This window comes from Klebsiella sp. PK01 (genome assembly GCF_057624675.1).
Window position 1 is genome coordinate 309,228 of record NZ_JBYEZM010000002.1, and the last position, 20,278, is coordinate 329,505.

The window sequence follows — 20,278 nt, forward strand, 5'->3', positions numbered from 1 at the left end:
TCTCACGCGGTGAGTCAACGGTATTTTTCGCAACTTCGTCTCGTTTGCTGAAATTTGCGTCGAAACGATCACTGTTCAAGCAAATCGCCACGCGCAGCGTTCAAATATTGTAACATTGACCACAGCGTCAACACCGCAGCAACCATGAACAGAACGATACCAGCCCATTCCACCCACATATTCGGCCGCCACAGCATCCAGACCAGCGCCGCCATCTGGGCTGTCGTTTTCACTTTACCAATCCATGATACGGCTACGCTGCTGCGTTTACCCAGCTCTGCCATCCACTCACGAAGTGCAGAAATAATAATTTCACGTGCGATCATCGTCGCTGCCGGCAATGTCACCCACCAGGTATGATAGTGCTCGGCGACCAGCACCATGGCAATCGCCACCATCACTTTATCCGCGACTGGATCAAGGAAGGCGCCAAAACGCGTGCTTTGGTTCCAGCGACGCGCCAGATAACCATCGAACCAGTCGGTAACGGCAGCAACAAAGAAAATTAACGCGCAGACGAAAGGCGCCCAGCTAAAAGGCAGATAGAACGCCAGCACGAAAAACGGTATCAAAATAACGCGAAACAGAGTGAGCAACGTAGGAATATTAAATTGCATGGTAACAGGTAACTATATGTTGTAAGTGTAAATTAGCCCTATGGTGCTACAGAGCCCCTAATGTTTCAACGAGTAGAAGATCTTTTCTGCCAGTCCGTGAGATATCCCCGGTACTTGCGCAATTTCTTCTACACTGGCTTTCTGCAAACCCTGCAGACCACCCATATATTTCAACAACATCTGTCGGCGTTTCGGACCAACGCCGTCGATCGTTTCAAGAGTACTGGTACTTTTCACTTTTGCCCGTTTTTTGCGGTGCCCAGAGATAGCATGATCGTGCGACTCATCGCGAATGTGCTGGATAACATGTAAAGCAGGAGAATCCGGCGGCAAACTAAACCCCTCGCCTTCAGGTTCAAAGAATAATGTCTCCAGTCCGGCTTTACGATCGCTCCCCTTCGCTACTCCCAGCAGCAGCGGATGATTTTTGTCCCACGGTACATCCAGTTCGGCAAATACGGTTTTGGCCTGGCCAAGCTGGCCTTTACCGCCGTCGATCAGGATGACGTCCGGGATTTTGCTCTCTTCAATGGCTTTACCATAGCGGCGACGCAATACCTGATTCATTGCCGCGTAATCATCGCCAGGCGTAATACCGGTAATATTGTAGCGGCGGTATTCCGCCCGCAGCGGACCATTGCTATCAAACACCACGCAGGAAGCGACGGTTTGCTCCCCCATGGTATGGCTGATATCAAAACACTCCATCCGCTTCACCGCAGGCAGTTTCAGTAACGTCGCCAGGGCCTGCAGACGCTGGCTGACCGTTGATTGCTGCGACAGTCTGGTGGTAAGCGCGACAGCGGCGTTGGTACGCGCCAGCTTCAAATAGCGCGCGCGATCGCCGCGGGGTTTGGTCTGCACATTCACCCGACGACCGGCAAGCTCGGAAAGCGAATCGGCAAGCAGGGTTTTATCGCCAAGGTTGAAATCGAGCAATATTTCCCCCGGCAGTGTTCGCATCTGGCTACCCTGCAGGTAGAACTGGCCTACGAAGGTTTCCACTACCTCCCCCAACTCAGTGCCACCCGGAACTTTCGGGAAATAACTGCGGCTACCGAGTACCTTACCCTGACGAATAAACAGCACATGCACACAGGCCATTCCGGCATCAAACGCCACGCCAATCACATCCAGGTCGTCGCCAGTATTGGAAACAAACTGTTTCTCCGTCACCCGACGTACCGCCTGAATCTGATCGCGGATACGGGCGGCTTCTTCAAATTCAAGCGCCTGACTGGCCTTTTCCATACGGGCAATTAGCTGGGTCAATACCTGATCGTCCTTGCCAGCAAGGAACAGGCGCACATATTCCACCTGCTGTTCGTACTCTTCTTCACTCACCAACCCGGCGACGCATGGCCCTAAACAACGACCAATTTGATATTGCAGACAGGGACGCGAACGGTTGCGATAGACGCTGTTTTCACACTGGCGAATGGGGAAGATTTTTTGCAGCAGCGCGAGCGTCTCGCGGACGGCATAACCGTTAGGGAACGGGCCAAAATATTCGCCTTTGGCGTGTTTAGCGCCGCGGTGCATCGCCAGTCGTGGATGGGTGTCGCCGCTGAGAAAAATAAAAGGATAGGATTTATCGTCGCGCAACAGCACGTTGTAACGTGGCTGGTACAGCTTAATATAGTTATGCTCAAGCAGTAGCGCTTCCGTTTCGGTATGAGTAACGGTTACGTCAATTTGCGCGATCAACGCCACCAGAGCCTCGGTTTTACGCGAAGCCAGGTTGCTGCGAAAATAGCTGCTAAGCCGCTTTTTCAGATCTTTGGCTTTACCAACATAAATGACGGTACCGCCGGCATCATACATACGATAAACGCCCGGTTGGCTGGTAACCGTCTTGAGGAAAGCTTTTGCGTCAAAAACATCACTCACTGACTTGCTAACGACTCCGCATTGCACAGGCCATGGCGAATTGCCAGGTGAGTAAGCTCCACGTCGCCATGAATGTTTAGTTTACTGAACATTCGGTAACGATAGCTATTCACCGTCTTGGGACTCAGGTTTAACTGTTCTGAGATCTCATTGACCTTTTGGCCCTTGGTGATCATCAGCATAATCTGCAATTCGCGTTCAGACAAACTGGCAAACGGCGATTCCGTTTTTTCCGGTTCAATCTGACTGAGCGCCATCTGTTGGGCAATATCGGAAGCGATATAACGCTGACCCGAAGCAACGCACCGAATCGCATTTACCACTTCCTGCGGAGCTGCGCCTTTGCTTAAGTAACCGGCGGCGCCAGCTTGCATAACCTTCGCAGGCAGCGGATTCTCAGTATGCACGGTCAACATGATCACTTTGGTATCGACAATAGAGCGCGCAATTTTACGCGTCGCTTCAAGCCCCCCGATACCCGGCATGTTCATATCCATCAGGACGACGTCCACAGGATTCGCACGGCACCACTTCACGGCATCCTCGCCGCAGCAGGCCTCACCGACAACTTTAATCCCTTTTATATCTTCCAGAATGCGTCGTATCCCTGCGCGCACTAGTTCGTGGTCATCAACAAGAAGTACGTTGATCAAAGGAATAATCTCCAGAATTAGGGATAACGCTACTGATAGTTTATCTCACATATATTACCGGGTTTTATCGTAACTTTAAAAGCCCAAAAAGTGTCCTGGAGAAGATTTCTATCCCATTTATGGCAATTTGTCTCCACACCAGGTGGAAACCTATACAGAACATATAGTTGGATTATGTTTCTTTTTTAACATTCCCCCTACAGAAGGAGCAAAAAAAGCAACAGAACAGCTCGCGGATAAATACGGTTCGAAGGATGTAACAATAATTAACTTCTCCCAAAAACAGCGGCAAAAATTAACGACGACCGTTAAGATGAACAGATATTATTCAGTAAATTTAACCGCTCAGCGCCCGAAACCTGGAACACAAATCACGCGCTCCTTTTTTTTCTACTGCTTGTGGTATACTGCGCCGCCTTAACATTTAGTATTGCGCAACAGCGCCGATAGCAAACGAGGATATCGATGAGCACACCAGATTTTTCCACTGCAGAAAATAATCAACAACTGGCGCAGGAGGTCTCCTGCCTGAAAGCGCTACTGACGCTAATGCTTCAGGCTATGGGCCAGGCGGACGCAGGCCGCGTGATTATTAAAATGGAAAAACAAATCGCGCAGATGGAAGATGAGGCTCAGGCTGCCGTATTCTCCAGCACCGTTAAGCAAATTAAACAAGCTTACCGTCAGTAAGAAAGGACCGGCTGAAAGTTATCACTGACAGCCGGTTTCACGTCTGACACGCAGAACGAACGATTCGCTCAAATTAATCCTGTTGCGACGGCATAACAGGCGATTTGCGTTTTGTTGGGCGCGTTAAATTTGCGCTGCATATTCTTCTGATGAAAATTGACCGTATTTTCTGAAATAGACAATATCATCGCCACCTCGGCGGAAGTTTTCCCTTCTGCGGTCCATTTGAGAATCTCCAGTTCGCGTCGGCTAAACTTCATCTCCGGCGGCATTACCATCTCATCCTCCAGCCGCAACAGCGCCAGCAGGCTGAGTTCGGTGAGCGTTCTCAGGCGCAATTCTAATTCGTCCTCCTGATAAGAACCCGGTTGCGCATTTTTCGCGGAAACCGATAAGAAGCCCAACGCATGATTTGGCAAGGTAAGACACTGCGTCACACCTTTATTTAAACCATGATCGCGCGCGCCATTCCATAATTCCGGCGTATCGCAAAAGAGCTGGTCATTCCACGGCAAATGCCCACGGAGAAAATTTTCTCTGCGCAATACCGGGTCAACAGCAAAATAATTCTCTGCCTGATAATGAGACATCCAGGCCTGCGGATAAGTTGATTGCAGCGTGAGTTTCGGACGCGTAAAAGGCACCGGATGGCGCACACAAAGTGCGTAGTAGTCGTATTCCAGCGCCTCTGTTTGCTGCTGGAGCAGGTTATAAACCGAATCCCCATCATGAGTTGACTGGAATTGTTGCAGCATTTCCCGCCGCCAGCTGAAAAAATCAATGTCCCTCATAACCTACCAAATAACCCCTGATTGATAATCATTATTATAAATACATAAAACTAACACATAAATCTTATTTATATGTATAAAATAACGTAGCCATCGCATTATTCGATTTTCGCTGACGATTATTTATCGAACTCTGGAGGAAAATATGCTCTCGCCGTCCTCGTCTATGCAGCTCTTTTCCCGGATGTGGCAAGACTTTAGCGCAAGCCCTGTCCCGCCAATCGAGTTCCGCCACCCAGGGGCTTTATCTTCTTTTTTTGCTGTCAGTGATTTTGCTGCCGCCTCAATGGGGATCGCCGCCGCTTACCTTACCCGCTTGTGCTCATCATCCGCCACGCCAATAGTGGATCGCCGGCTCGCGTCATATTGGTTTTCAGCCAGCGCCAAGCCGCACAATCGCCCAATACAGCAGCTTTGGGATCCATTAGCGGGAGATTATCAAACGGAAGATGGATGGATCCGACTGCATACGAATGCCGCCCATCACAGAATCGCCGTGGCGCAGATTCTGGGGCAACATGCGACGCGGCAAATGTTGGCTCAACAAGTTCGTCAATGGCGCTCGCATGTGTTGGAACAAGCTGTGGTGGAAAATGGCGGTTGCGCGGCGGCGATGCGCAGCGCGGAAGAGTGGCGAGCCCATCCGCAAGGCATCGCCGTCAGCCGGCAGCCGCTGCTGATAGAAGCAGATTTACCGCCGGGACCGTCGGTTGTTTGGCCTCTCTCCTCCTCCCGTCCTTTGTCAGGAATCAGGATACTGGATTTAACCCGGATTATTGCTGGCCCAGTCGCAACACGTTTTCTCGCGGGATTAGGCGCTGATGTATTACGTATCGATCCGGTCGACTGGCATGAACCCACGCTCGAAGAAGAGATTACGCTGGGTAAGCGCTGCGCCCGATTGAATATAAAAAAACAAATCGATAAGCAACATTTAATCACGTTACTCTCGCAAGCCGACGTCATTGTTCACGGTTACCGCGCTGACGCGTTGGATGCGCTAGGCCTTGATTGTCATACCAGAGCCGCTTTATCGCCGGGAATTGTTGATGTTTCATTGAATGCCTGGGGATGGGAGGGGCCATGGAGAAACCGACGTGGTTTCGACAGTCTGGTGCAAATGGCCTGTGGTATCGCTCATGCCGGTCAACGCTGGCGCGACGCGGATAAACCAATCCCGCTTCCGGTACAAGCCTTAGACCACGCGACGGGGTATCTGATGGCTGCTGCGGTATTAAAAGGGATAGGACAACGCATAGAGAGCGGCAAAGGTTATCGTGCGCGGCTGTCATTGGCGCGCGTCGCCGCCACCCTGATGGAGTGGCCAGGCGCACGGCATGAGATGCCTTTCGCGCCGCTGCAACGTCGTGATTTTCAACCTGCGATGGAATGGTCGACATTTGGTCTGGCTGAACGGCTCACATTTCCCATCCGCCTGTCGGGTACGCCCATTATCTGGTCACGACCGCCCTGCCGTTTAGGGTCGGCCGCGCCAGAATGGTAACATTTACTGCATTAAAAATTTCTCAAGGAACTGACGCGTCCGCGGCTGCTGAGGATTAGCAAATAGCTCTCTGGCCTTACCTTGTTCGACGATACGTCCCTGATCCATGAAAATGGCGCGGTCGGCGACATCACGAGCGAAGCTCATCTCATGGGTCACAATAACCATGGTACGTTTCTCCTGCGCCAGCTGGCGTATGGTGTTGAGCACCTCGCCCACCAACTCAGGATCCAATGCAGAAGTCGGCTCATCAAAAAGGATAACGTCCGGGCGCATTGCTAACGCGCGGGCAATTGCCACACGCTGCTGCTGCCCGCCGGATAAACGACGCGGATAGCTATTCTCTTTTCCCGACAACCCCACCTTTGCCAGCAGCTCACGCGCCAGAGAAATGGCCTCGTTCTTATCTTCGCCTTTTACGATAACCGGCCCTTCAATAATATTTTCCAGCACCGTACGATGCGGAAACAGATTGAAGTTCTGAAACACAAAGCCAACATGCTGACGCAGGCGGCGGATCAACCCTTTTTGCTGGCTAATACTACGCGACGTATCGATAGTCACATCACCCACGCGAATGGTACCGCTTTCGGGGTGCTCAAGCAGGTTAATGCTGCGCAACAGCGTGGTTTTACCGGAGCCGCTAGGGCCGATAATTGCCACCACTTCCCCTTCCTGAACCTCGAGATCGATACCGTGCAGCACGGTCTGCCCGTGGAATTTCTTCACCAGTTTTTTGACTTCAATCGCACTCATTTTGGATCACGCTCCTGGCGATTCAGCTGATTTTCAAAATAATTCTGCAAGGTTGAGAGTACGGTCGCCATCACCCAATAGATCAGCGAGGCGGCCAGATACATCGTAAAGACCTCCAGCGTACGCGAGGTAATTAACTGCGCCTGACGGAACAGTTCCGGTACCTGAATCGTCGCCGCCAGCGAAGTATCTTTGACGAGGCTGATAAAGCTGTTAGAGAGCGGCGGCAGCGCCACGCGGGCAGCCTGGGGTAAAATAGCCCGTCGTAAGGTCTGCCACGGCGTCATACCGATACTCGCTGCCGCTTCCCACTGCCCTTTATCTATAGAGGCAATTGCCGCTCGCAACGTTTCCGCCGCATAGGCCGCGGTATTCAAGGACAGGCCAATCATCGCCGCCGGAATAGGATCCAACTCAATGCCGAACTGCGGCAGGCCGTAATAGATCATAAACAGTTGAGCAATCAACGGAGTTCCGCGGAAAATGGAGATATACATCCGCGCCAGCCATCTGATCGGCCAGATGGACGACATGCGCATCAGTGCGAGGATAAAGCCCAGCAGCAGACCAAAGAACATGCCGCCGATGCTCAGTTGTAACGTAAAAACCGCGCCCTTTAACAGGTATGGTGCGGAATCAATGACCAGTTGGATACTTTCGTGCATTCTATTAATTCTGCATTAGACGTGCGGATGATAAGCAAACAGCGCGGGCGCGCCGCCAGTATGGATAAACAGAATCGGCCCCTCATCCTTAAAGCGATTCTGATTAATGCCGTCAATCAGACCGGCCATGGCCTTTCCGGTGTAGACGGGATCCAGCAGGATACCTTCCAGCTGCGCCAGTAGTTTCACCGCTTCCAGGCCTTCTTCATTGGGCGTACCGTATCCGGGAGCGAAATAATCATCCCACAAGGTAATTTCCGCTTTGGCCTGTAATTCAAGGCTATTCGCAACGGCTTGCTGCAGCGCAACCACTTTCGGCAACTGGTCGGCAACGCTACGTGACACGGTCACCCCAATTAATTCTGCGTTCGGCATTAGCTGTTCCAGGCCAACGGCTAGCCCTGCGTGAGTACCCGCGCTACCGGAGGCGACCACTACCGAGGAGATCTCCACCGCCCCTTCACACTGCTGGGCGATTTCCAGCGCGCTTTCGACATACCCCAACGCGCCAAGGGCGTTAGAACCGCCAACCGGAATGACATAAGGGCGATATCCCTGCGCTTCAATACGAGTCGCCAGCTCCTCAAGCTGCGCGTTAGGATCGGTCAATGCATCGCACATCTCGACCTGAGTATTGAACAGATCCAGCAGCAGGCGGTTACCGTTGGTCAGATAATTTTCAGCACGAGTACCTATCGGATTTTCCAACAGCGCGACGCAGTGCAGTCCCAGTTTCGCGGCGACGGCCGCCGTCTGACGCACATGGTTGGACTGAATGGCTCCAGCGGTAATCAGCGTATCAGCGCCCTCGCGCAGCGCATCAGCGGCAAGAAATTCCAGCTTGCGCAGTTTATTTCCGCCCATCGCCATGGGGGTAACATCATCACGTTTAATAAATATATCCCGCCCGAGATGATCGGACAGGCGCGGTAGATATTCGAGCGGCGTCGGCGCGCCAATAAATTCCAGGCGCGGAAAACGCGTTAAATTTTGTAGTGACATGGCACCTCCAGACTCAGTTATCCTTATTATGCACGCAGTTGCGTGCGAAATAAAAAAAGGCGCCATTATCAGCGCCTTTTTTCATCTGCAGACGTTACTTAGTGACGTCAGCACCAAACCATTTTTCTGAAAGCGCCTTCAGGCTGCCATCTTTCTGCATATCGGCAATGGCGGTGTCCACCGCTTTCAGCAGATCTTCATTACCTTTACGCAGCGCCACGCCGGATTCCTGACGGGAGAATGCTTCACCGGTTACGGCCAGGGTATTGTTGGTTTTCTTCACTAAATCCAACGCTGCCAGGCGATCGACCAGAATAGCGTCAATACGGCCTACGCGCAGGTCCTGATATTTTGTCGGGTCATCATCGTAGGTACGAATATCAACGCCCTGTACATTCTGGCGCAGCCACTCTTCATAATTGGTGCCCAGGCCAACGCCGACTTTTTTGCCTTTCAGGTCCGCTGCGGTTTTAATCACGCCTTCGTTACCCTTTTTCACCAGCGCCTGAATACCAGAAATAGTATACGGGGTGGAGAAGTCGTATTTTTTCTTACGCTGGTCGGAAATAGTGACCTGGTTAATCACCACATCAATTCGTTTGGAATCAAGTGAAGCCAGCATACCGTCCCATTTAGTAGGTTTGAGGTCCGCTTTCACACCGATGTGTTTCGCCAGCTCATTGGCAAACTCAACTTCAAAACCGGTCAGTTTGCCATCATCACCTTGATAACTAAATGGCGGGTATGTGCCCTCCAGGCCAACGCGCAGCGTGCCGCGCTCTTTGACCTGATTAAGCAGATTTTCAGCGGCGAAAGTTTTCACGCTCACACCAGCCATCAATGCTACGGCCATTGCGCCCATCAGCGCCTGACGACCCAGAAGTGCTAGTTTCATAGATACCCCGAATATGATGAGATTTTCGTGTAGTGTAAGGCGTTTAGCAGTAGCCTACCAACATCTATCCGCTACATCTTATGCCAATTTATTATATATGCAGCCATTTAGGGTATAGCGAAAAAGCAACGAAATTATTCATATTTGCCAGTTATCTCCCATACTGCAAAGGTCAGCTTGATGACGCCAGGAGCATGGAAGATGAAAAATCCCACGTTGTTGCAATGTTTTCATTGGTATTACCCGGAAGGTGGCGAGCTATGGCGGGAAGTAGAAGCCCTTGCGCCAAATCTTAACGAAATTGGCATTAATATGATTTGGTTGCCGCCCGCCTATAAGGGTGCCTCCGGCGGTTATTCGGTTGGCTATGATAGCTACGATCTTTTCGACCTCGGGGAATTCGATCAGAAAGGATCGGTTGCCACCAAATATGGCGATAAGGCCCAGTTATTGGCGGCAATTAAGGCGCTAAAAGAGCATCAAATTGCCGTCCTACTTGATGTCGTCGTTAATCATAAGATGGGCGCCGATGAGAAAGAACGCATTCGCGTACAACGCGTTGATGAACAGGACCGCACGCAAATTTCGGAAGAAATCATCGAATGTGAAGCCTGGACTCGCTATACCTTCCCTGCCCGCGGTGGACAATATTCACAATTCATCTGGGACTATAAATGTTTTAGCGGTATCGACCATATCGAAAATCCCGATGAAGATGGCGTATTCAAGGTGGTTAATGACTACACCGGCGACGGCTGGAACGATCAGGTCGACGATGAAATGGGCAACTTCGATTATCTCATGGGCGAAAATATCGATTTCCGCAACCATGCCGTCACCGAGGAGATAAAATACTGGGCCCGCTGGGTCATTGAACAGACTGGCTGCGATGGTTTTCGCCTTGATGCCGTCAAACATATTCCGGCATGGTTTTATAAAGAGTGGATTGAGCACGTACAGAGTTCCAGCGAAAAACCACTCTTTATTGTTGCCGAATACTGGTCGCATGAGGTGGATAAACTACAGCAGTATATCGATCTTGTAGACGGTAATACCATGCTGTTTGATGCACCACTGCAGATGAAATTCCATGAAGCCTCACGTCAGGGGCGCGATTACGACATGAGTCAAATCTTTACCGGCACGCTGGTTGAAGCCGATCCCTTCCATGCGGTTACGTTGGTGACGAATCATGACACTCAACCGCTTCAGGCGTTGGAAGCGCCGGTCGAAGCCTGGTTTAAGCCGCTAGCCTATGCGCTGATTTTACTGCGTGAAAACGGTGTTCCCTCGGTATTTTACGCCGACCTGTTTGGCGCAAGCTATGAAGATACCGGCGGAGATGGCCAGACTTACGCCATCGAGATGCCGGTTATCGAGCAACTTCATGAGCTCATCGACGCCCGTCAGCGTTTCGCCCACGGCGTACAAACGCTGTGGTTCGATCACCCTAACTGTATTGCCTTTAGCCGCAGCGGTACCGATGAGCACCCGGGCTGCGTGGTGGTGCTTTCTAACGGCGATGATGGCGAGAAAACGCTGCCGCTTGGCGAGAATTACGCCAATAAACGCTGGAAGGATTTTCTTAATAATCGCCAGGAGATGATTGAAACCGACGACGAGGGCAATGCCGTATTTACCTGTAACGCTGGTAGCGTCAGCGTCTGGGTCATTGAAGAGGTGCTTTAAAGCACACGGGCCGGCTTAAGCCGGCCCGCCAAAAATCGATTATGGCGCGGTTTTACTCGCCGCCAGGTTCTTTTTCCAGGCCTCTTCGCACTCCGGCGTTAAGCGCTCGACGCGGGTTAACGTCATTCGGTCATATTCCAGCGTATTTCCATCACGTTCAATAGGATAAATATCAAGGCTGCTGGTCACATTGTAGACCTGGTCATCGCGGTTCATTAATTTACCCGGCTCAGCAATCACCCGCTGCCACTGACGGCAATCGAGGGTATCCCCGTCTTTAGTGACGATAAACGTCGCAATCGCCTCAGGGCTTACCATCGCGCTTTGCGGTCCCTTCGATTGCCAGAACCCTTCCAACCCTGCAGGCGCTGGCGCTTTAACCACTGCCTGATAGGTATCAACCTGTACGCATCCGGCCAAAGCAAGCAGCGCGCCAGCCATAACAATCTTTTTCATCATCCATCCCACAAACCGATAAAAAAGTATTGTGGCATTAAAGCGTTAAGGCCGCCACCCCTGCACGATGCGCCCGTTGCTTAACCTCACCGCCAATCCCGGCATTTACTCTTACCGATTATTATTAGTTGTATGAAACATGAATGAAAAATGCATTTTTTGAATACAACACCGATAACATCCATTTAATTGACTGCCGCCTCATAAGGATAATCCGAAAATAAATTGAAATAGTCGCGACGCCATGCCCCAGCGCCGGGCATTATTACTGTCAGGAACTGATTATTCTTTTTCTATGGCTTTACTTTAAGAATATTCCTGGCAAATTATGAGTATTATTAGCAAATAGTTTAGTCTGGCTAATGCTTTCCGCATAAAGTCAGGCGTTATAAAAATGGACTTCATCACACGGCCAGGCGCCAGATGAATTATCGTTACGTGTTGATTGAGGATGGGTCATGTCAACGATTATCATGGATTTGTGCAGCTATACCCGGCTAGGTTTAACCGGATATCTGGCAAGCCGGGGAATAAAGAAGCGCGATATCATTGAGGTGCGTAGTGCACTAAGTTTGAAGGAGCGCTGCGAATCACTGCGTCCGGCGGTTGTGTTTCTCAACGAGGACTGTTTTATACATCACGAAGAGAGCAACCAACTTATCCGCGACATCATTACCACCAACCCCGATACCTTATTTGTTATTTTTATGTCCCTGGCAAACATCCATTTTGACCACTATTTACTTGTGCGCAAGAATCTACTTATCAGTTCAAAATCGTTAACGCCGAAAGACCTTGATAACATTCTGGGTAATTATCTACAAACCGATACCGCCAATCATCTAAACCAATTACGCACCCGCATTCCTACTTTATCACTCAGTCAGGCAGAATCGAATATGCTGCAGATGTGGATGGCCGGGCACGCGACTTCACATATTTCAAGACAGATGAATATCAAAGCAAAAACCGTCTCGTCACATAAAGGTAATATTAAGAAAAAGATCCAGACGCATAATAAACAGGTGATTTATCATATTGTTCGATTGGCTGAAAACATTACTTCCGGCATTTACGTCAATATGCGCTGATGGCAAACTGGCGGGTATCGCCGCCAGTTTCTGAATCGGGCCTACTCAGCTTTCTCAACAAAAATGCCGTCCGGGTGCCCCACTTCATTGAAAAACCAGATCCCCAGCGGGTAGTCTTCCAGCGCCACAAGATACATGGTTCCTTCACTAAACGACTCAATTGCCAGTACTACCCCCGAACGACGTGGGCCACCGTCGGTCTTTACCGTGACACGATCGTTTACCTGCATAACTCGCCTCCTCTCGTTTTGAGCCAGTGTAGAACAAAACCTGCCTTCACGCAGCGTTCAGCCAGCGCAACTGGCGTTTTTATAGACCGTCTATACTTAAAGAGGCCCTGTCAGAGCCGAGCGAGGTAGTGATGATGAAATCCGCTAAAGACCGCGGTGTGACGAATACAGACGGGATTGACGTTAATGTCGATGCCCTGCTGGCGGCGATCAATGAGATAAGCGAAAGCGAAGTACATCGTAGTGAAGATGATCCGCACCATGTCAGTATCGATGGTCGTAACGAACACACCTGGCGCGAGCTGGCTGAAGCTTTTGAGCTTGATATTCATGACTTTAGCGTTACTGAAGCCAATCGCTAAGCACAGGTGAAAAAAATCCCGACTCGCAGGAGTCGGGATCAAACTTGCTAATGCAAGAAGCACTTGAAAATTCGTTACACCGGGAAATCCGATGCATGGAAGACATTATCCTCAATTATTTTGCATGACAAGAAGTATTGATGATGAGAATTATTGAGAAATGCGGCTTATATGTACATCCAATTTAATAACCCAGGCGTGACAAGGCTTGCCCCTTATCGTTCTGTTACGAACGGTGCGCCGAAGCGGTGAGTTTTTTAGGAATTTTCCTATACCAAAGAATATCAACGCGGCAGAAAAGGTGAGCAATTTCACATTATCGAGTCCTATCCAGCCGAACAAACCCGGTTACGTCCATTCTGCTTTGCCAGATACAGGCGATGATCGGCAATCGACTGCAGCTCCTCAAAGTTAAACTCCTCTGATATCTCGCTACTACTAACCCCCAGCGAGGCGCTGATCCGCAGACTAACGCTGTTGTGCAATAATATCTCCCGGCTATGGATACGCAGACGAATACGCTCAGCAATCGCGCGTGCTTGCGACAGTTGCGTGTTGGGTAGAACGATACAGAACTCTTCGCCGCCAACGCGACCGGCAATATCCTCCTCGCGGATCTGCCCCATAATGGTGCTTCCCACCAGCGTTAAAACGCGGTCTCCGGCCTGGTGTCCGTGTTTATCATTAATACCTTTAAAATAATCCAGATCCAGCTGAATGACGGATATGGGCTGATTATTCCGCTGGCAGTTTCGGGCCGCCGCAATCGCCCTCTCAAACAGGGCGCCGCGATTTAACAGCCGTGTTAAAGCATCATGCCAGGCCTGCCATTCAAGCGACGCCTGTAACACGCTCATATTGATGACCATACGGCGGATAACCAACCAGGACACGATCAGCATGAGGGTAAACATTAACCACATCAGGGTCAGGGCGATGGAAATCGTCCCGAAATCACCACGCACGCCCTCCTTCAGGGTATGAATATGCAATAGTAGGCCGTCAAAGTTACGGATCTTTTCCCAACTGATATAGCGGGTTAACTGGCGTATGCCACCATGGTTATCATTGGCCAACGCATAGCGCAGTTTTTCTTGTTCCTCGGGCGAGAGCGGCGTCAGCACATCATCCGGCGCCGAAGAGGCCAGCAAGTTGAGCTGCTTGTCATACAGCTGATACTCGCCCATCTGGCCTCCTTTTACCGCACTGACGAGAAAATTCTGCAGGTCGCGGATGGAAAAATCCATCGCCAGCACGCCCAGCCAGTAGTGCTCATAATCCAGAGGAATCGAGGCCGTAACCACCTGCGGTTGCGTATACCCATCTTCCTGCTGGGTGGTTTGCCAGAGGATCCCTCGCCCCGGATTATCACGCTGGGTTTGCCGCATAAACCATGCTGACCCCGTATCTCGCGAAAACTGCGCCAGCACCTGGCTTGAACTGCGCGGAGCATCGGTGGTGGTGTAAAAGCCGCTGCGAGAAACGTAGGACATGCGCTCGCTGAAGATTCGGTTATTGTTGGTCAAACGCAGAAGATAGCCAAGCTCAAGGGTAGCCATCAATTCATTGCTGGCCTGAGGATTGTTACGCGACAACAGGTCATCTGCGTCGACAAAAGAATCGGAGACTCCGTATACCGTCAGGGTACGCCGGTTATTTAGCTCGACTGACCAGATAGGATCGTGACGTTTACTGATGTACTCCTGCTCGGCCCGGCGCAGAATGGCGAAATCCAGCGGGTTCTCCAGCGCCGATTGCATGCTGTTGCGGAAAAAGAGCAGCCGATTAAGATTAAATTGCAACAGCCCATCCATTTCATGGGCCACGTTCTCAAGATTATTACGTTGATTGGCGACGTAGGCCTCTTCCAGTACCCGGATTTCTCGCCAGATGAGTAACGTAGAAAAGAACAGCACCACGATGAAACAGATATTAACCACACGCCCTGGATTGAAGAGGCGACGGAACTTTTTTGGCCACAGCGGCTTATCCATTATTTACTCGCAGTACGGTCAAAGAAACCAACGACATCAACGCTCCTTGTCCGAACGTAATCAATATAAAAAGCGCCCGCACCAGCGGGCGCTGCACATCTAATTATGCTGCGAACGTTGCCCTTCGCCGCGGACCAGCTCATCTTCACGGAAGGCTTCACGCTGTACGACGTGACCGTCATACCACCGGCACTCCACCATGTCGCCGGCGATGCCGGTGACGACCATTCGCGGCCCGCCGCTTTTCCGTCTGACTTCATCACTGACCAACAAGACCATTTTTGCCTCCGGTATCAGGGAGAAACAGTTTCACCTTAGACGACGCCGGCCCATCTTGCGTAACCGGCGCTGGGATTTATTTCGCGTTCCCGCGCAATGCGGTTATCGCTTTTACGACGCCAAAGACGATAGCGCCAATGATAAATCCTAGCACCAGATTAGCGACCACAGGCATTATGGATGCCAGTATTCCGCTCAGCCCATGGGCAAGATTTTCGATGAAATGATGCAGCGGCGCTACGCCGTGAACCACGATACCGCCGCCAACCAGAAACATCGCCAGGGTACCGACGAAAGTCAGAATTTTCATCAACCGCGGCGCGATGGCCAGGAGAGCTTTTCCTATCCATTGTGCCAGTACGCTTTTTTTCTCTACCAGCCAATAGCCCATGTCATCCAGCTTGACGATGACGCCCACCAGGCCGTAAACCCCAACGGTCACGAGGATGGCGATACCGGATAAAATCAGGATCTGATTAAGCAATGGCGCATCAGCAACAATACCCAGGGTTATCGCGACGATTTCGGCTGATAAGATAAAATCGGTACGGATCGCTCCTTTTACTTTATCGCGTTCAAAGGCCTGCGGATCCTGGGCTGCGAGCGTTTCCAGGCGCTGCTGACGCAGTTTCGGGTCTTCCTTATTCTTACGCGCATGCAGGTTATGCAGCACTTTTTCAAAGCCTTCAAAACAGAGAAAAGCGCCGCCGAGCATCAAAAGCGGCGTAATAGCCCAGGGAATAAATGCGCTGATGAGTAACGCCAGCGGCACCAGAATCACTTTATTCAGAAACGAGCCTTTTGCTACCCCCCATACTACCGGGAGCTCGCGGTTGGCCCTTACGCCAGTGACCTGCTGCGCATTGAGAGAAAGATCATCGCCCAGTACGCCAGCCGTTTTCTTGGCCGCCAGTTTTCCCATGACGGAGATATCGTCCAGCAGCGTGGCAATATCGTCCAATAAGGTTAAAAGACTACTTCCTGCCAAAATGTACTTCCTTCAATTTCTGTTTATGAAACATAGAGTATGAGGCAAAAGCGCCCTCTCGCCCAGAGATGTCACTAGTCAACAAAAAAATAACAAAAAAATCACATTGAAAGCGCTCGCCAGCACGTTAGTTTTCACGTTAACTATATGTCCCCTTTCTATCTTTTTCGTCGTGAGGAAGTATGTCTACCCGTCAACTGTTACCCCTAATCGGCGCGCTGTTTGCGCTGTATATCATTTGGGGTTCAACCTATTTTGCTATCGCGATTGGCGTCGCCAGTTGGCCGCCGTTGATGATGGCCGGGATCCGCTTTCTCTCTGCCGGGGGCGTGTTGCTCATCTATTTGTTGGCCACCGGCCATAAACTCCCGGCCCGCCGGCCGCTACTTAATGCTGCACTGATTGGCATCCTGTTGCTCGCTGTCGGTAATGGCTTCGTCACCCTTGCAGAACATCAGCATGTACCATCAGGTATCGCTGCGGTAATGGTCGCCACCGTACCGCTGTTTACGCTCTGTTTCAGCCGTTTTTTTGGCATTGCCACACGCAAGCTGGAATGGTTCGGTATCGCGATCGGCCTGGCGGGAATTGTGATGCTCAATAGCGGCGGCAACCTCAGCGGTAACCCCTGGGGCGCATTGCTGATTCTGATTGGTTCCCTGAGCTGGGCGTTTGGCTCGGTTTACGGTTCGCGTATTGAATTACCAACCGGGATGATGGCTGGAGCGATTGAAATGCTGGCGGCAGGGATTGTGCTGTCTGCGGCATCGGGGCTCTCGGGGGAGAAACTCACTCAAATGCCGTCCTGGTCCGGTATTTTTGCTGTTGCTTATCTGGCCATTTTTGGCTCGCTTATTGCCATTAACGCCTATATGTATCTGATACGTAACGTAACGCCGGCGGTTGCTACCAGCTATGCCTATGTAAACCCGGTTGTCGCCGTGCTACTGGGAACCGGGTTTGGCGGCGAAAGTCTCTCCTTGATCGAATGGCTGGCGCTGGCGGTGATTATTTTCGCGGTCGTGTTGGTGACGCTGGGTAAATATCTCTTCCCTGCCCGTTCAACCGTTACGCCTTGTCAATCGGATCGATAATACCGATGCCGTGAGTGTCGATCTGCGCGCAATCCCCGCCGCCGCAGATCCACTCCTCCAGACGCTCGTTTAGGGCTTCATCGCTTAATTTCAGCCTCCCGCGGAGCGCGCACTCCCAGACAATAAGCACCCGCCAACCTTGTTCTACCAACAGCGCCAGGTCGCGGCGATCGCGCTGCACGTTAGCACCAATCTTTTTTAGCCAAAAATCGGTGCGCGTCGCCGGTACTTTAAACAGATAGCAGTGGTGATGATGCCAAAAGCAGCCGTGGGTGAAGATAACACAGCGGTAGTCAGGCAGCAGAAAATCAGGCCGCCCAGGAAGCGATGCCGCCTGAACGCTAAAAGTGAACCCGGCCTGCGTCAGTAGCGCCGCCAGCCGCTTCTCAATTGCCGTATCGCGGGTAGCGATAGCGCGCATATTTTTACTACGCGTGGCCTTATCGTGAACGTCCGCCATCGCTCTCTCCGGCAACACGTTGCTTTACCGCGGCGGCAATTCGTGGCACCAGCAGCTTCGCCACCGCGGCAAACACCGGAACTATCACCGAGTTGCCAAACTGGCGATAGGCCTGAGTATCGGAAACCGGAATACGAAAACGATGCTCTCCCGGCGCTTCGAATCCCATCAACCTTGCGCATTCGCGCGGCGTTAAGCGCCGGGGGCGACGCAGTTGATTCTGAGGATCGTCAAAATGCTTTTCGCCTAATGCCTTATCCCAACCGCGATCCACCAGGATCTCAGCGCCATCTTTGTAGTAGCGCGCAGAGAGCGTTCGTGCGACGCTGCCTGGATGAGTCGGGTCGACCAGACCGTAGCCAAAACCGTTGCCACGCGCCTGATGTTTACGCGCGTACCGGTAAAGATACTTCCACAGAACCGGCGTCAGGATGAATTTAGCATCGACGGTCGGATCTAATAACTCACCGAAGGTTGGCCGCTGCGGCGGATACAAACTGGCGATATCGCGCAGCGTAAATCCTTCATGCAACTGTAAGTCACGACGGAAACCCACCAGCACAATACGCTCGCGGTGCTGCGGCAGGAAATGACGCCCATCGATAACTTTGGGATCCTCGGCGCCCGCATGATCGGCATCCGCCACCTCATAGCCAAGCTCATCCAGCGTTTGCATGATAATGCGGAAGGTTCTTCCTTGATCGTGACTCTTCAGATTCTTGACGTTTTCCAGCACGAAGATCGGCGGACGGCGGGCGGCAATAATTCTGACGACATCAAAAAACAGTGTTCCCTGAGTTTCACAGGCAAAACCATGGGCGCGTCCCATGGCATTTTTCTTTGATACCCCGGCGAGGGAAAAGGGCTGGCAAGGGAAGCCCGCCAGCAGCACATCATGTTGCGGGATCGCCTCGCGGATAGACTTCGCCGCCTCTTCATCACTGATATCGCTGCGCTGGCTGAGAGTGATTTCGCGGATATCGGCGTTAAAGCTGTGCTCCTGTGGATCGCAATACCAGTTAGCTTTATAGGTACGTACAGCGTGTTTATTCCACTCGCTGGTAAATACGCACTGCCCGCCAATAGCTTCAAAGCCGTGGCGAATGCCGCCGATGCCGGCGAAGAGATCGATAAAACGAAACGCATAGTCGGGATGATGGCGCGGCGGAATCGGTAAAAGGCTCGCCAGATGCGCACACTCCGCGTTCGTCAACCTGCTCGCCGCACGGCTCACCGTCGCCACCCGTTTGAGTATCGCCGGGCTCCAGTGCTGATCGCCAACAGCAACCAGCTGTGCAACCAGGGTTTTGACATCATATATCGTCATCAGCTGGCGCAATAACGCCTGCGCGTGTTCCCCTGCCGGCTCAGACAGGAGCTTTTCTTTTGGTAAATTTTGCGGCATAACCTCAACCAGCACGGACAATTTTTGCAGAGAGTACCACAAATAGTCGCAACGGATTTAAACCGCAGGCGCAAAGCGGCGCAAAACCGCCTCATCCAACGACAGAGGGTTGCCGCGCAGTTCGGCGCTCAGCTTCGCCATAAATTGCACCAGAAATTGGGCATTATGCACCGCCAGCGCTCTCCCCTGCTCCGTTTGCATGGTCTCAGGCAGGCGTAGCAATTTACTCTGAAAATGGTCGAGGGCATATTTCTTGTCATCAAGATCGCGCTGGTCAGCAAAGGGGTCGTCAGCATCAAACAAAATAGTGTTCAACGCGCCGGAAACGGCAAAGACACGAGCCAGGCCAATCGCGCCCAGAGCCTCCAGACGATCTGCATCTTGCACAATTTTCGCCTCTACGCTTTGCGGTAATATAGCCGCACTAAAGCTATGCGCTTCAATAGCATGCATAACCGCAGGATAACGGTCGGCGGGAAAGTCGGGGAAAGCGCTTTGCAGGATAGACCGCGTTTTTTCTGCCGCCATCCGTGAGGACTGATGACGTTGAGGGTGATTTTTAGCCAGGCTGACAATATCGTGAAAGTAGCAGGCCGTCAGGATAACCAACTGGTCAGCGTCGCTATCGCCGACCAGTTGCTGCGCGGTACTCCAGACACGGCGAAAGTGAGATATATCATGAGCCGCATCTTCCTGCGCATGATGCGCATTTAACCAGTTTTCAAATCGTTGTTGCCATTCAGCTAATAACATGAGCTTTTCCTGAT

The 20,278-nt window shown here is 51.5% G+C and carries 22 protein-coding genes; 6 read left to right on the forward strand and 16 right to left on the reverse strand.

Annotated features, from left to right (window positions below; all coding sequences use genetic code 11):
• Positions 1-68 precede the first annotated feature (68 nt).
• The 3 genes from pgsA to uvrY are packed head-to-tail and all read right to left on the reverse strand — an operon-like array spanning position 69 to position 3,160.
• Positions 69-617 (reverse strand): CDP-diacylglycerol--glycerol-3-phosphate 3-phosphatidyltransferase, encoded by a 549-nt coding sequence (pgsA, locus tag AC22LX_RS06750; RefSeq protein WP_045390257.1) that lies wholly within the window; start codon positions 615-617, stop codon positions 69-71.
• 57 nt (positions 618-674) lie between these two features.
• Positions 675-2,507, reverse strand: coding sequence for an excinuclease ABC subunit UvrC (uvrC, locus tag AC22LX_RS06755; RefSeq protein ID WP_047045524.1), 1,833 nt, complete (start codon positions 2,505-2,507; stop codon positions 675-677).
• Positions 2,504-3,160, reverse strand: a complete 657-nt coding sequence (uvrY, locus tag AC22LX_RS06760) for a UvrY/SirA/GacA family response regulator transcription factor (protein ID WP_015705978.1) — start codon at positions 3,158-3,160, stop codon at positions 2,504-2,506. The genes uvrC and uvrY overlap by 4 nt, the downstream gene beginning before the upstream one ends.
• A 465-nt stretch (positions 3,161-3,625) precedes the next feature.
• Here uvrY and AC22LX_RS06765 point away from each other — a divergent pair, with 465 nt between their 5' ends.
• Positions 3,626-3,850, forward strand: coding sequence for a DUF2594 family protein (locus tag AC22LX_RS06765; protein WP_015365908.1), 225 nt, complete (start codon positions 3,626-3,628; stop codon positions 3,848-3,850).
• 68 nt (positions 3,851-3,918) lie between these two features.
• Here the strand turns inward: AC22LX_RS06765 and sdiA are convergent, their stop codons facing one another.
• Positions 3,919-4,641, reverse strand: a complete 723-nt coding sequence (gene sdiA, locus AC22LX_RS06770) for a quorum-sensing transcriptional regulator SdiA (protein WP_045390253.1) — start codon at positions 4,639-4,641, stop codon at positions 3,919-3,921.
• Positions 4,642-4,786: 145 nt separating this feature from the next.
• Here sdiA and AC22LX_RS06775 point away from each other — a divergent pair, with 145 nt between their 5' ends.
• Positions 4,787-6,145, forward strand: a complete 1,359-nt coding sequence (locus AC22LX_RS06775; protein WP_052667962.1) for a CoA transferase — start codon at positions 4,787-4,789, stop codon at positions 6,143-6,145.
• 3 nt (positions 6,146-6,148) lie between these two features.
• Here AC22LX_RS06775 and tcyN read toward each other — a convergent pair whose 3' ends face one another.
• The 4 genes from tcyN to tcyJ all read right to left on the reverse strand — a co-directional run bounded on the left by tcyN (position 6,149) and on the right by tcyJ (position 9,463).
• Positions 6,149-6,901: an L-cystine ABC transporter ATP-binding protein TcyN gene (gene tcyN / locus AC22LX_RS06780; RefSeq protein WP_045390250.1), complete on the reverse strand. Its 753-nt coding sequence runs from the start codon at positions 6,899-6,901 to the stop codon at positions 6,149-6,151.
• Positions 6,898-7,566 carry a cystine ABC transporter permease gene (gene tcyL / locus AC22LX_RS06785; RefSeq protein ID WP_020078444.1) on the reverse strand — a complete coding sequence of 223 codons (669 nt, stop codon included), beginning with the start codon at positions 7,564-7,566 and terminating at the stop codon, positions 6,898-6,900. Before tcyL ends, tcyN begins: the two co-directional genes overlap by 4 nt.
• A 15-nt stretch (positions 7,567-7,581) precedes the next feature.
• Complete coding sequence (gene dcyD / locus AC22LX_RS06790) at positions 7,582-8,568, reverse strand: D-cysteine desulfhydrase (protein WP_045390247.1); 987 nt, start codon at positions 8,566-8,568, stop codon at positions 7,582-7,584.
• Between the two features lie 94 nt (positions 8,569-8,662).
• Positions 8,663-9,463 carry a cystine ABC transporter substrate-binding protein gene (tcyJ, locus tag AC22LX_RS06795; protein WP_045376245.1) on the reverse strand — a complete coding sequence of 267 codons (801 nt, stop codon included), beginning with the start codon at positions 9,461-9,463 and terminating at the stop codon, positions 8,663-8,665.
• Between the two features lie 201 nt (positions 9,464-9,664).
• On the opposite strand from tcyJ, the gene amyA reads away from it, so the two are divergent.
• Entirely contained in the window at positions 9,665-11,152 is a 1,488-nt protein-coding gene (gene amyA, locus AC22LX_RS06800; protein WP_045390244.1) for an alpha-amylase, read from the forward strand.
• A 39-nt stretch (positions 11,153-11,191) separates the two neighbouring features.
• On the opposite strand, the gene yedD is transcribed toward amyA, so the two are convergent.
• On the reverse strand, positions 11,192-11,611 hold the full coding sequence (yedD, locus tag AC22LX_RS06805) for a lipoprotein YedD (RefSeq protein ID WP_162184048.1): 420 nt from the start codon (positions 11,609-11,611) through the stop codon (positions 11,192-11,194).
• 455 nt (positions 11,612-12,066) lie between these two features.
• Between yedD and rcsA the strand changes: the two genes are divergently transcribed.
• Positions 12,067-12,699: a transcriptional regulator RcsA gene (gene rcsA, locus AC22LX_RS06810; RefSeq protein ID WP_045390238.1), complete on the forward strand. Its 633-nt coding sequence runs from the start codon at positions 12,067-12,069 to the stop codon at positions 12,697-12,699.
• A gap of 41 nt (positions 12,700-12,740) precedes the next feature.
• Here the strand turns inward: rcsA and dsrB are convergent, their stop codons facing one another.
• Positions 12,741-12,929 carry a protein DsrB gene (dsrB, locus tag AC22LX_RS06815; RefSeq protein WP_015365898.1) on the reverse strand — a complete coding sequence of 63 codons (189 nt, stop codon included), beginning with the start codon at positions 12,927-12,929 and terminating at the stop codon, positions 12,741-12,743.
• A gap of 134 nt (positions 12,930-13,063) precedes the next feature.
• Between dsrB and yodD the strand changes: the two genes are divergently transcribed.
• Positions 13,064-13,291: a YodD family peroxide/acid resistance protein gene (gene yodD / locus AC22LX_RS06820; protein ID WP_045390235.1), complete on the forward strand. Its 228-nt coding sequence runs from the start codon at positions 13,064-13,066 to the stop codon at positions 13,289-13,291.
• 326 nt (positions 13,292-13,617) lie between these two features.
• On the opposite strand, the gene dgcQ is transcribed toward yodD, so the two are convergent.
• The 3 genes from dgcQ to AC22LX_RS06835 form a co-directional block, all read right to left on the reverse strand.
• Positions 13,618-15,285, reverse strand: a complete 1,668-nt coding sequence (gene dgcQ, locus AC22LX_RS06825) for a cellulose biosynthesis regulator diguanylate cyclase DgcQ (protein ID WP_045390232.1) — start codon at positions 15,283-15,285, stop codon at positions 13,618-13,620.
• A gap of 99 nt (positions 15,286-15,384) precedes the next feature.
• Positions 15,385-15,564, reverse strand: a complete 180-nt coding sequence (locus tag AC22LX_RS06830) for a YodC family protein (protein WP_045390229.1) — start codon at positions 15,562-15,564, stop codon at positions 15,385-15,387.
• 76 nt (positions 15,565-15,640) lie between these two features.
• Entirely contained in the window at positions 15,641-16,552 is a 912-nt protein-coding gene (locus tag AC22LX_RS06835; RefSeq protein ID WP_045390227.1) for a DUF808 family protein, read from the reverse strand.
• A gap of 182 nt (positions 16,553-16,734) precedes the next feature.
• Here AC22LX_RS06835 and yedA point away from each other — a divergent pair, with 182 nt between their 5' ends.
• Complete coding sequence (gene yedA / locus AC22LX_RS06840; protein WP_045390224.1) at positions 16,735-17,646, forward strand: drug/metabolite exporter YedA; 912 nt, start codon at positions 16,735-16,737, stop codon at positions 17,644-17,646.
• On the opposite strand, the gene AC22LX_RS06845 is transcribed toward yedA, so the two are convergent.
• From AC22LX_RS06845 to AC22LX_RS06855, 3 genes are read right to left on the reverse strand one after another with little or no spacing between them, the layout of a single operon-like run.
• Positions 17,621-18,106 (reverse strand): very short patch repair endonuclease, encoded by a 486-nt coding sequence (locus AC22LX_RS06845; RefSeq protein WP_045390221.1) that lies wholly within the window; start codon positions 18,104-18,106, stop codon positions 17,621-17,623. The genes yedA and AC22LX_RS06845 overlap by 26 nt on opposite strands.
• The gene (locus AC22LX_RS06850) at positions 18,087-19,511 is read right to left on the reverse strand and encodes a DNA cytosine methyltransferase (RefSeq protein WP_047050684.1); all 1,425 of its coding nucleotides are present in this window, start codon (positions 19,509-19,511) and stop codon (positions 18,087-18,089) included. The genes AC22LX_RS06845 and AC22LX_RS06850 overlap by 20 nt, the downstream gene beginning before the upstream one ends.
• A gap of 57 nt (positions 19,512-19,568) precedes the next feature.
• Entirely contained in the window at positions 19,569-20,264 is a 696-nt protein-coding gene (locus AC22LX_RS06855; RefSeq protein WP_045390215.1) for a phosphohydrolase, read from the reverse strand.
• Positions 20,265-20,278: the final 14 nt, after the last annotated feature.

Bases quoted from the DNA above. Each gene is read 5' to 3' on its own strand.
- dsrB (WP_015365898.1), bottom strand. From the start codon at position 12,929: ATGCAGGTAAACGATCGTGTCACGGTAAAGACCGACGGTGGCCCACGT.
- AC22LX_RS06765 (WP_015365908.1), top strand. From the start codon at position 3,626: ATGAGCACACCAGATTTTTCCACTGCAGAAAATAATCAACAACTGGCG.
- yedD (WP_162184048.1), bottom strand. From the start codon at position 11,611: ATGATGAAAAAGATTGTTATGGCTGGCGCGCTGCTTGCTTTGGCCGGA.
- tcyL (WP_020078444.1), bottom strand. From the start codon at position 7,566: ATGCACGAAAGTATCCAACTGGTCATTGATTCCGCACCATACCTGTTA.
- amyA (WP_045390244.1), top strand. From the start codon at position 9,665: ATGAAAAATCCCACGTTGTTGCAATGTTTTCATTGGTATTACCCGGAA.
- dgcQ (WP_045390232.1), bottom strand. From the start codon at position 15,285: ATGGATAAGCCGCTGTGGCCAAAAAAGTTCCGTCGCCTCTTCAATCCA.
- AC22LX_RS06830 (WP_045390229.1), bottom strand. From the start codon at position 15,564: ATGGTCTTGTTGGTCAGTGATGAAGTCAGACGGAAAAGCGGCGGGCCG.
- rcsA (WP_045390238.1), top strand. From the start codon at position 12,067: ATGTCAACGATTATCATGGATTTGTGCAGCTATACCCGGCTAGGTTTA.
- pgsA (WP_045390257.1), bottom strand. From the start codon at position 617: ATGCAATTTAATATTCCTACGTTGCTCACTCTGTTTCGCGTTATTTTG.
- sdiA (WP_045390253.1), bottom strand. From the start codon at position 4,641: ATGAGGGACATTGATTTTTTCAGCTGGCGGCGGGAAATGCTGCAACAA.
- AC22LX_RS06845 (WP_045390221.1), bottom strand. From the start codon at position 18,106: ATGGCGGACGTTCACGATAAGGCCACGCGTAGTAAAAATATGCGCGCT.
- AC22LX_RS06775 (WP_052667962.1), top strand. From the start codon at position 4,787: ATGCTCTCGCCGTCCTCGTCTATGCAGCTCTTTTCCCGGATGTGGCAA.
- AC22LX_RS06855 (WP_045390215.1), bottom strand. From the start codon at position 20,264: ATGTTATTAGCTGAATGGCAACAACGATTTGAAAACTGGTTAAATGCG.
- yodD (WP_045390235.1), top strand. From the start codon at position 13,064: ATGAAATCCGCTAAAGACCGCGGTGTGACGAATACAGACGGGATTGAC.
- tcyN (WP_045390250.1), bottom strand. From the start codon at position 6,901: ATGAGTGCGATTGAAGTCAAAAAACTGGTGAAGAAATTCCACGGGCAG.
- dcyD (WP_045390247.1), bottom strand. From the start codon at position 8,568: ATGTCACTACAAAATTTAACGCGTTTTCCGCGCCTGGAATTTATTGGC.
- tcyJ (WP_045376245.1), bottom strand. From the start codon at position 9,463: ATGAAACTAGCACTTCTGGGTCGTCAGGCGCTGATGGGCGCAATGGCC.
- AC22LX_RS06850 (WP_047050684.1), bottom strand. From the start codon at position 19,511: ATGCCGCAAAATTTACCAAAAGAAAAGCTCCTGTCTGAGCCGGCAGGG.
- yedA (WP_045390224.1), top strand. From the start codon at position 16,735: ATGTCTACCCGTCAACTGTTACCCCTAATCGGCGCGCTGTTTGCGCTG.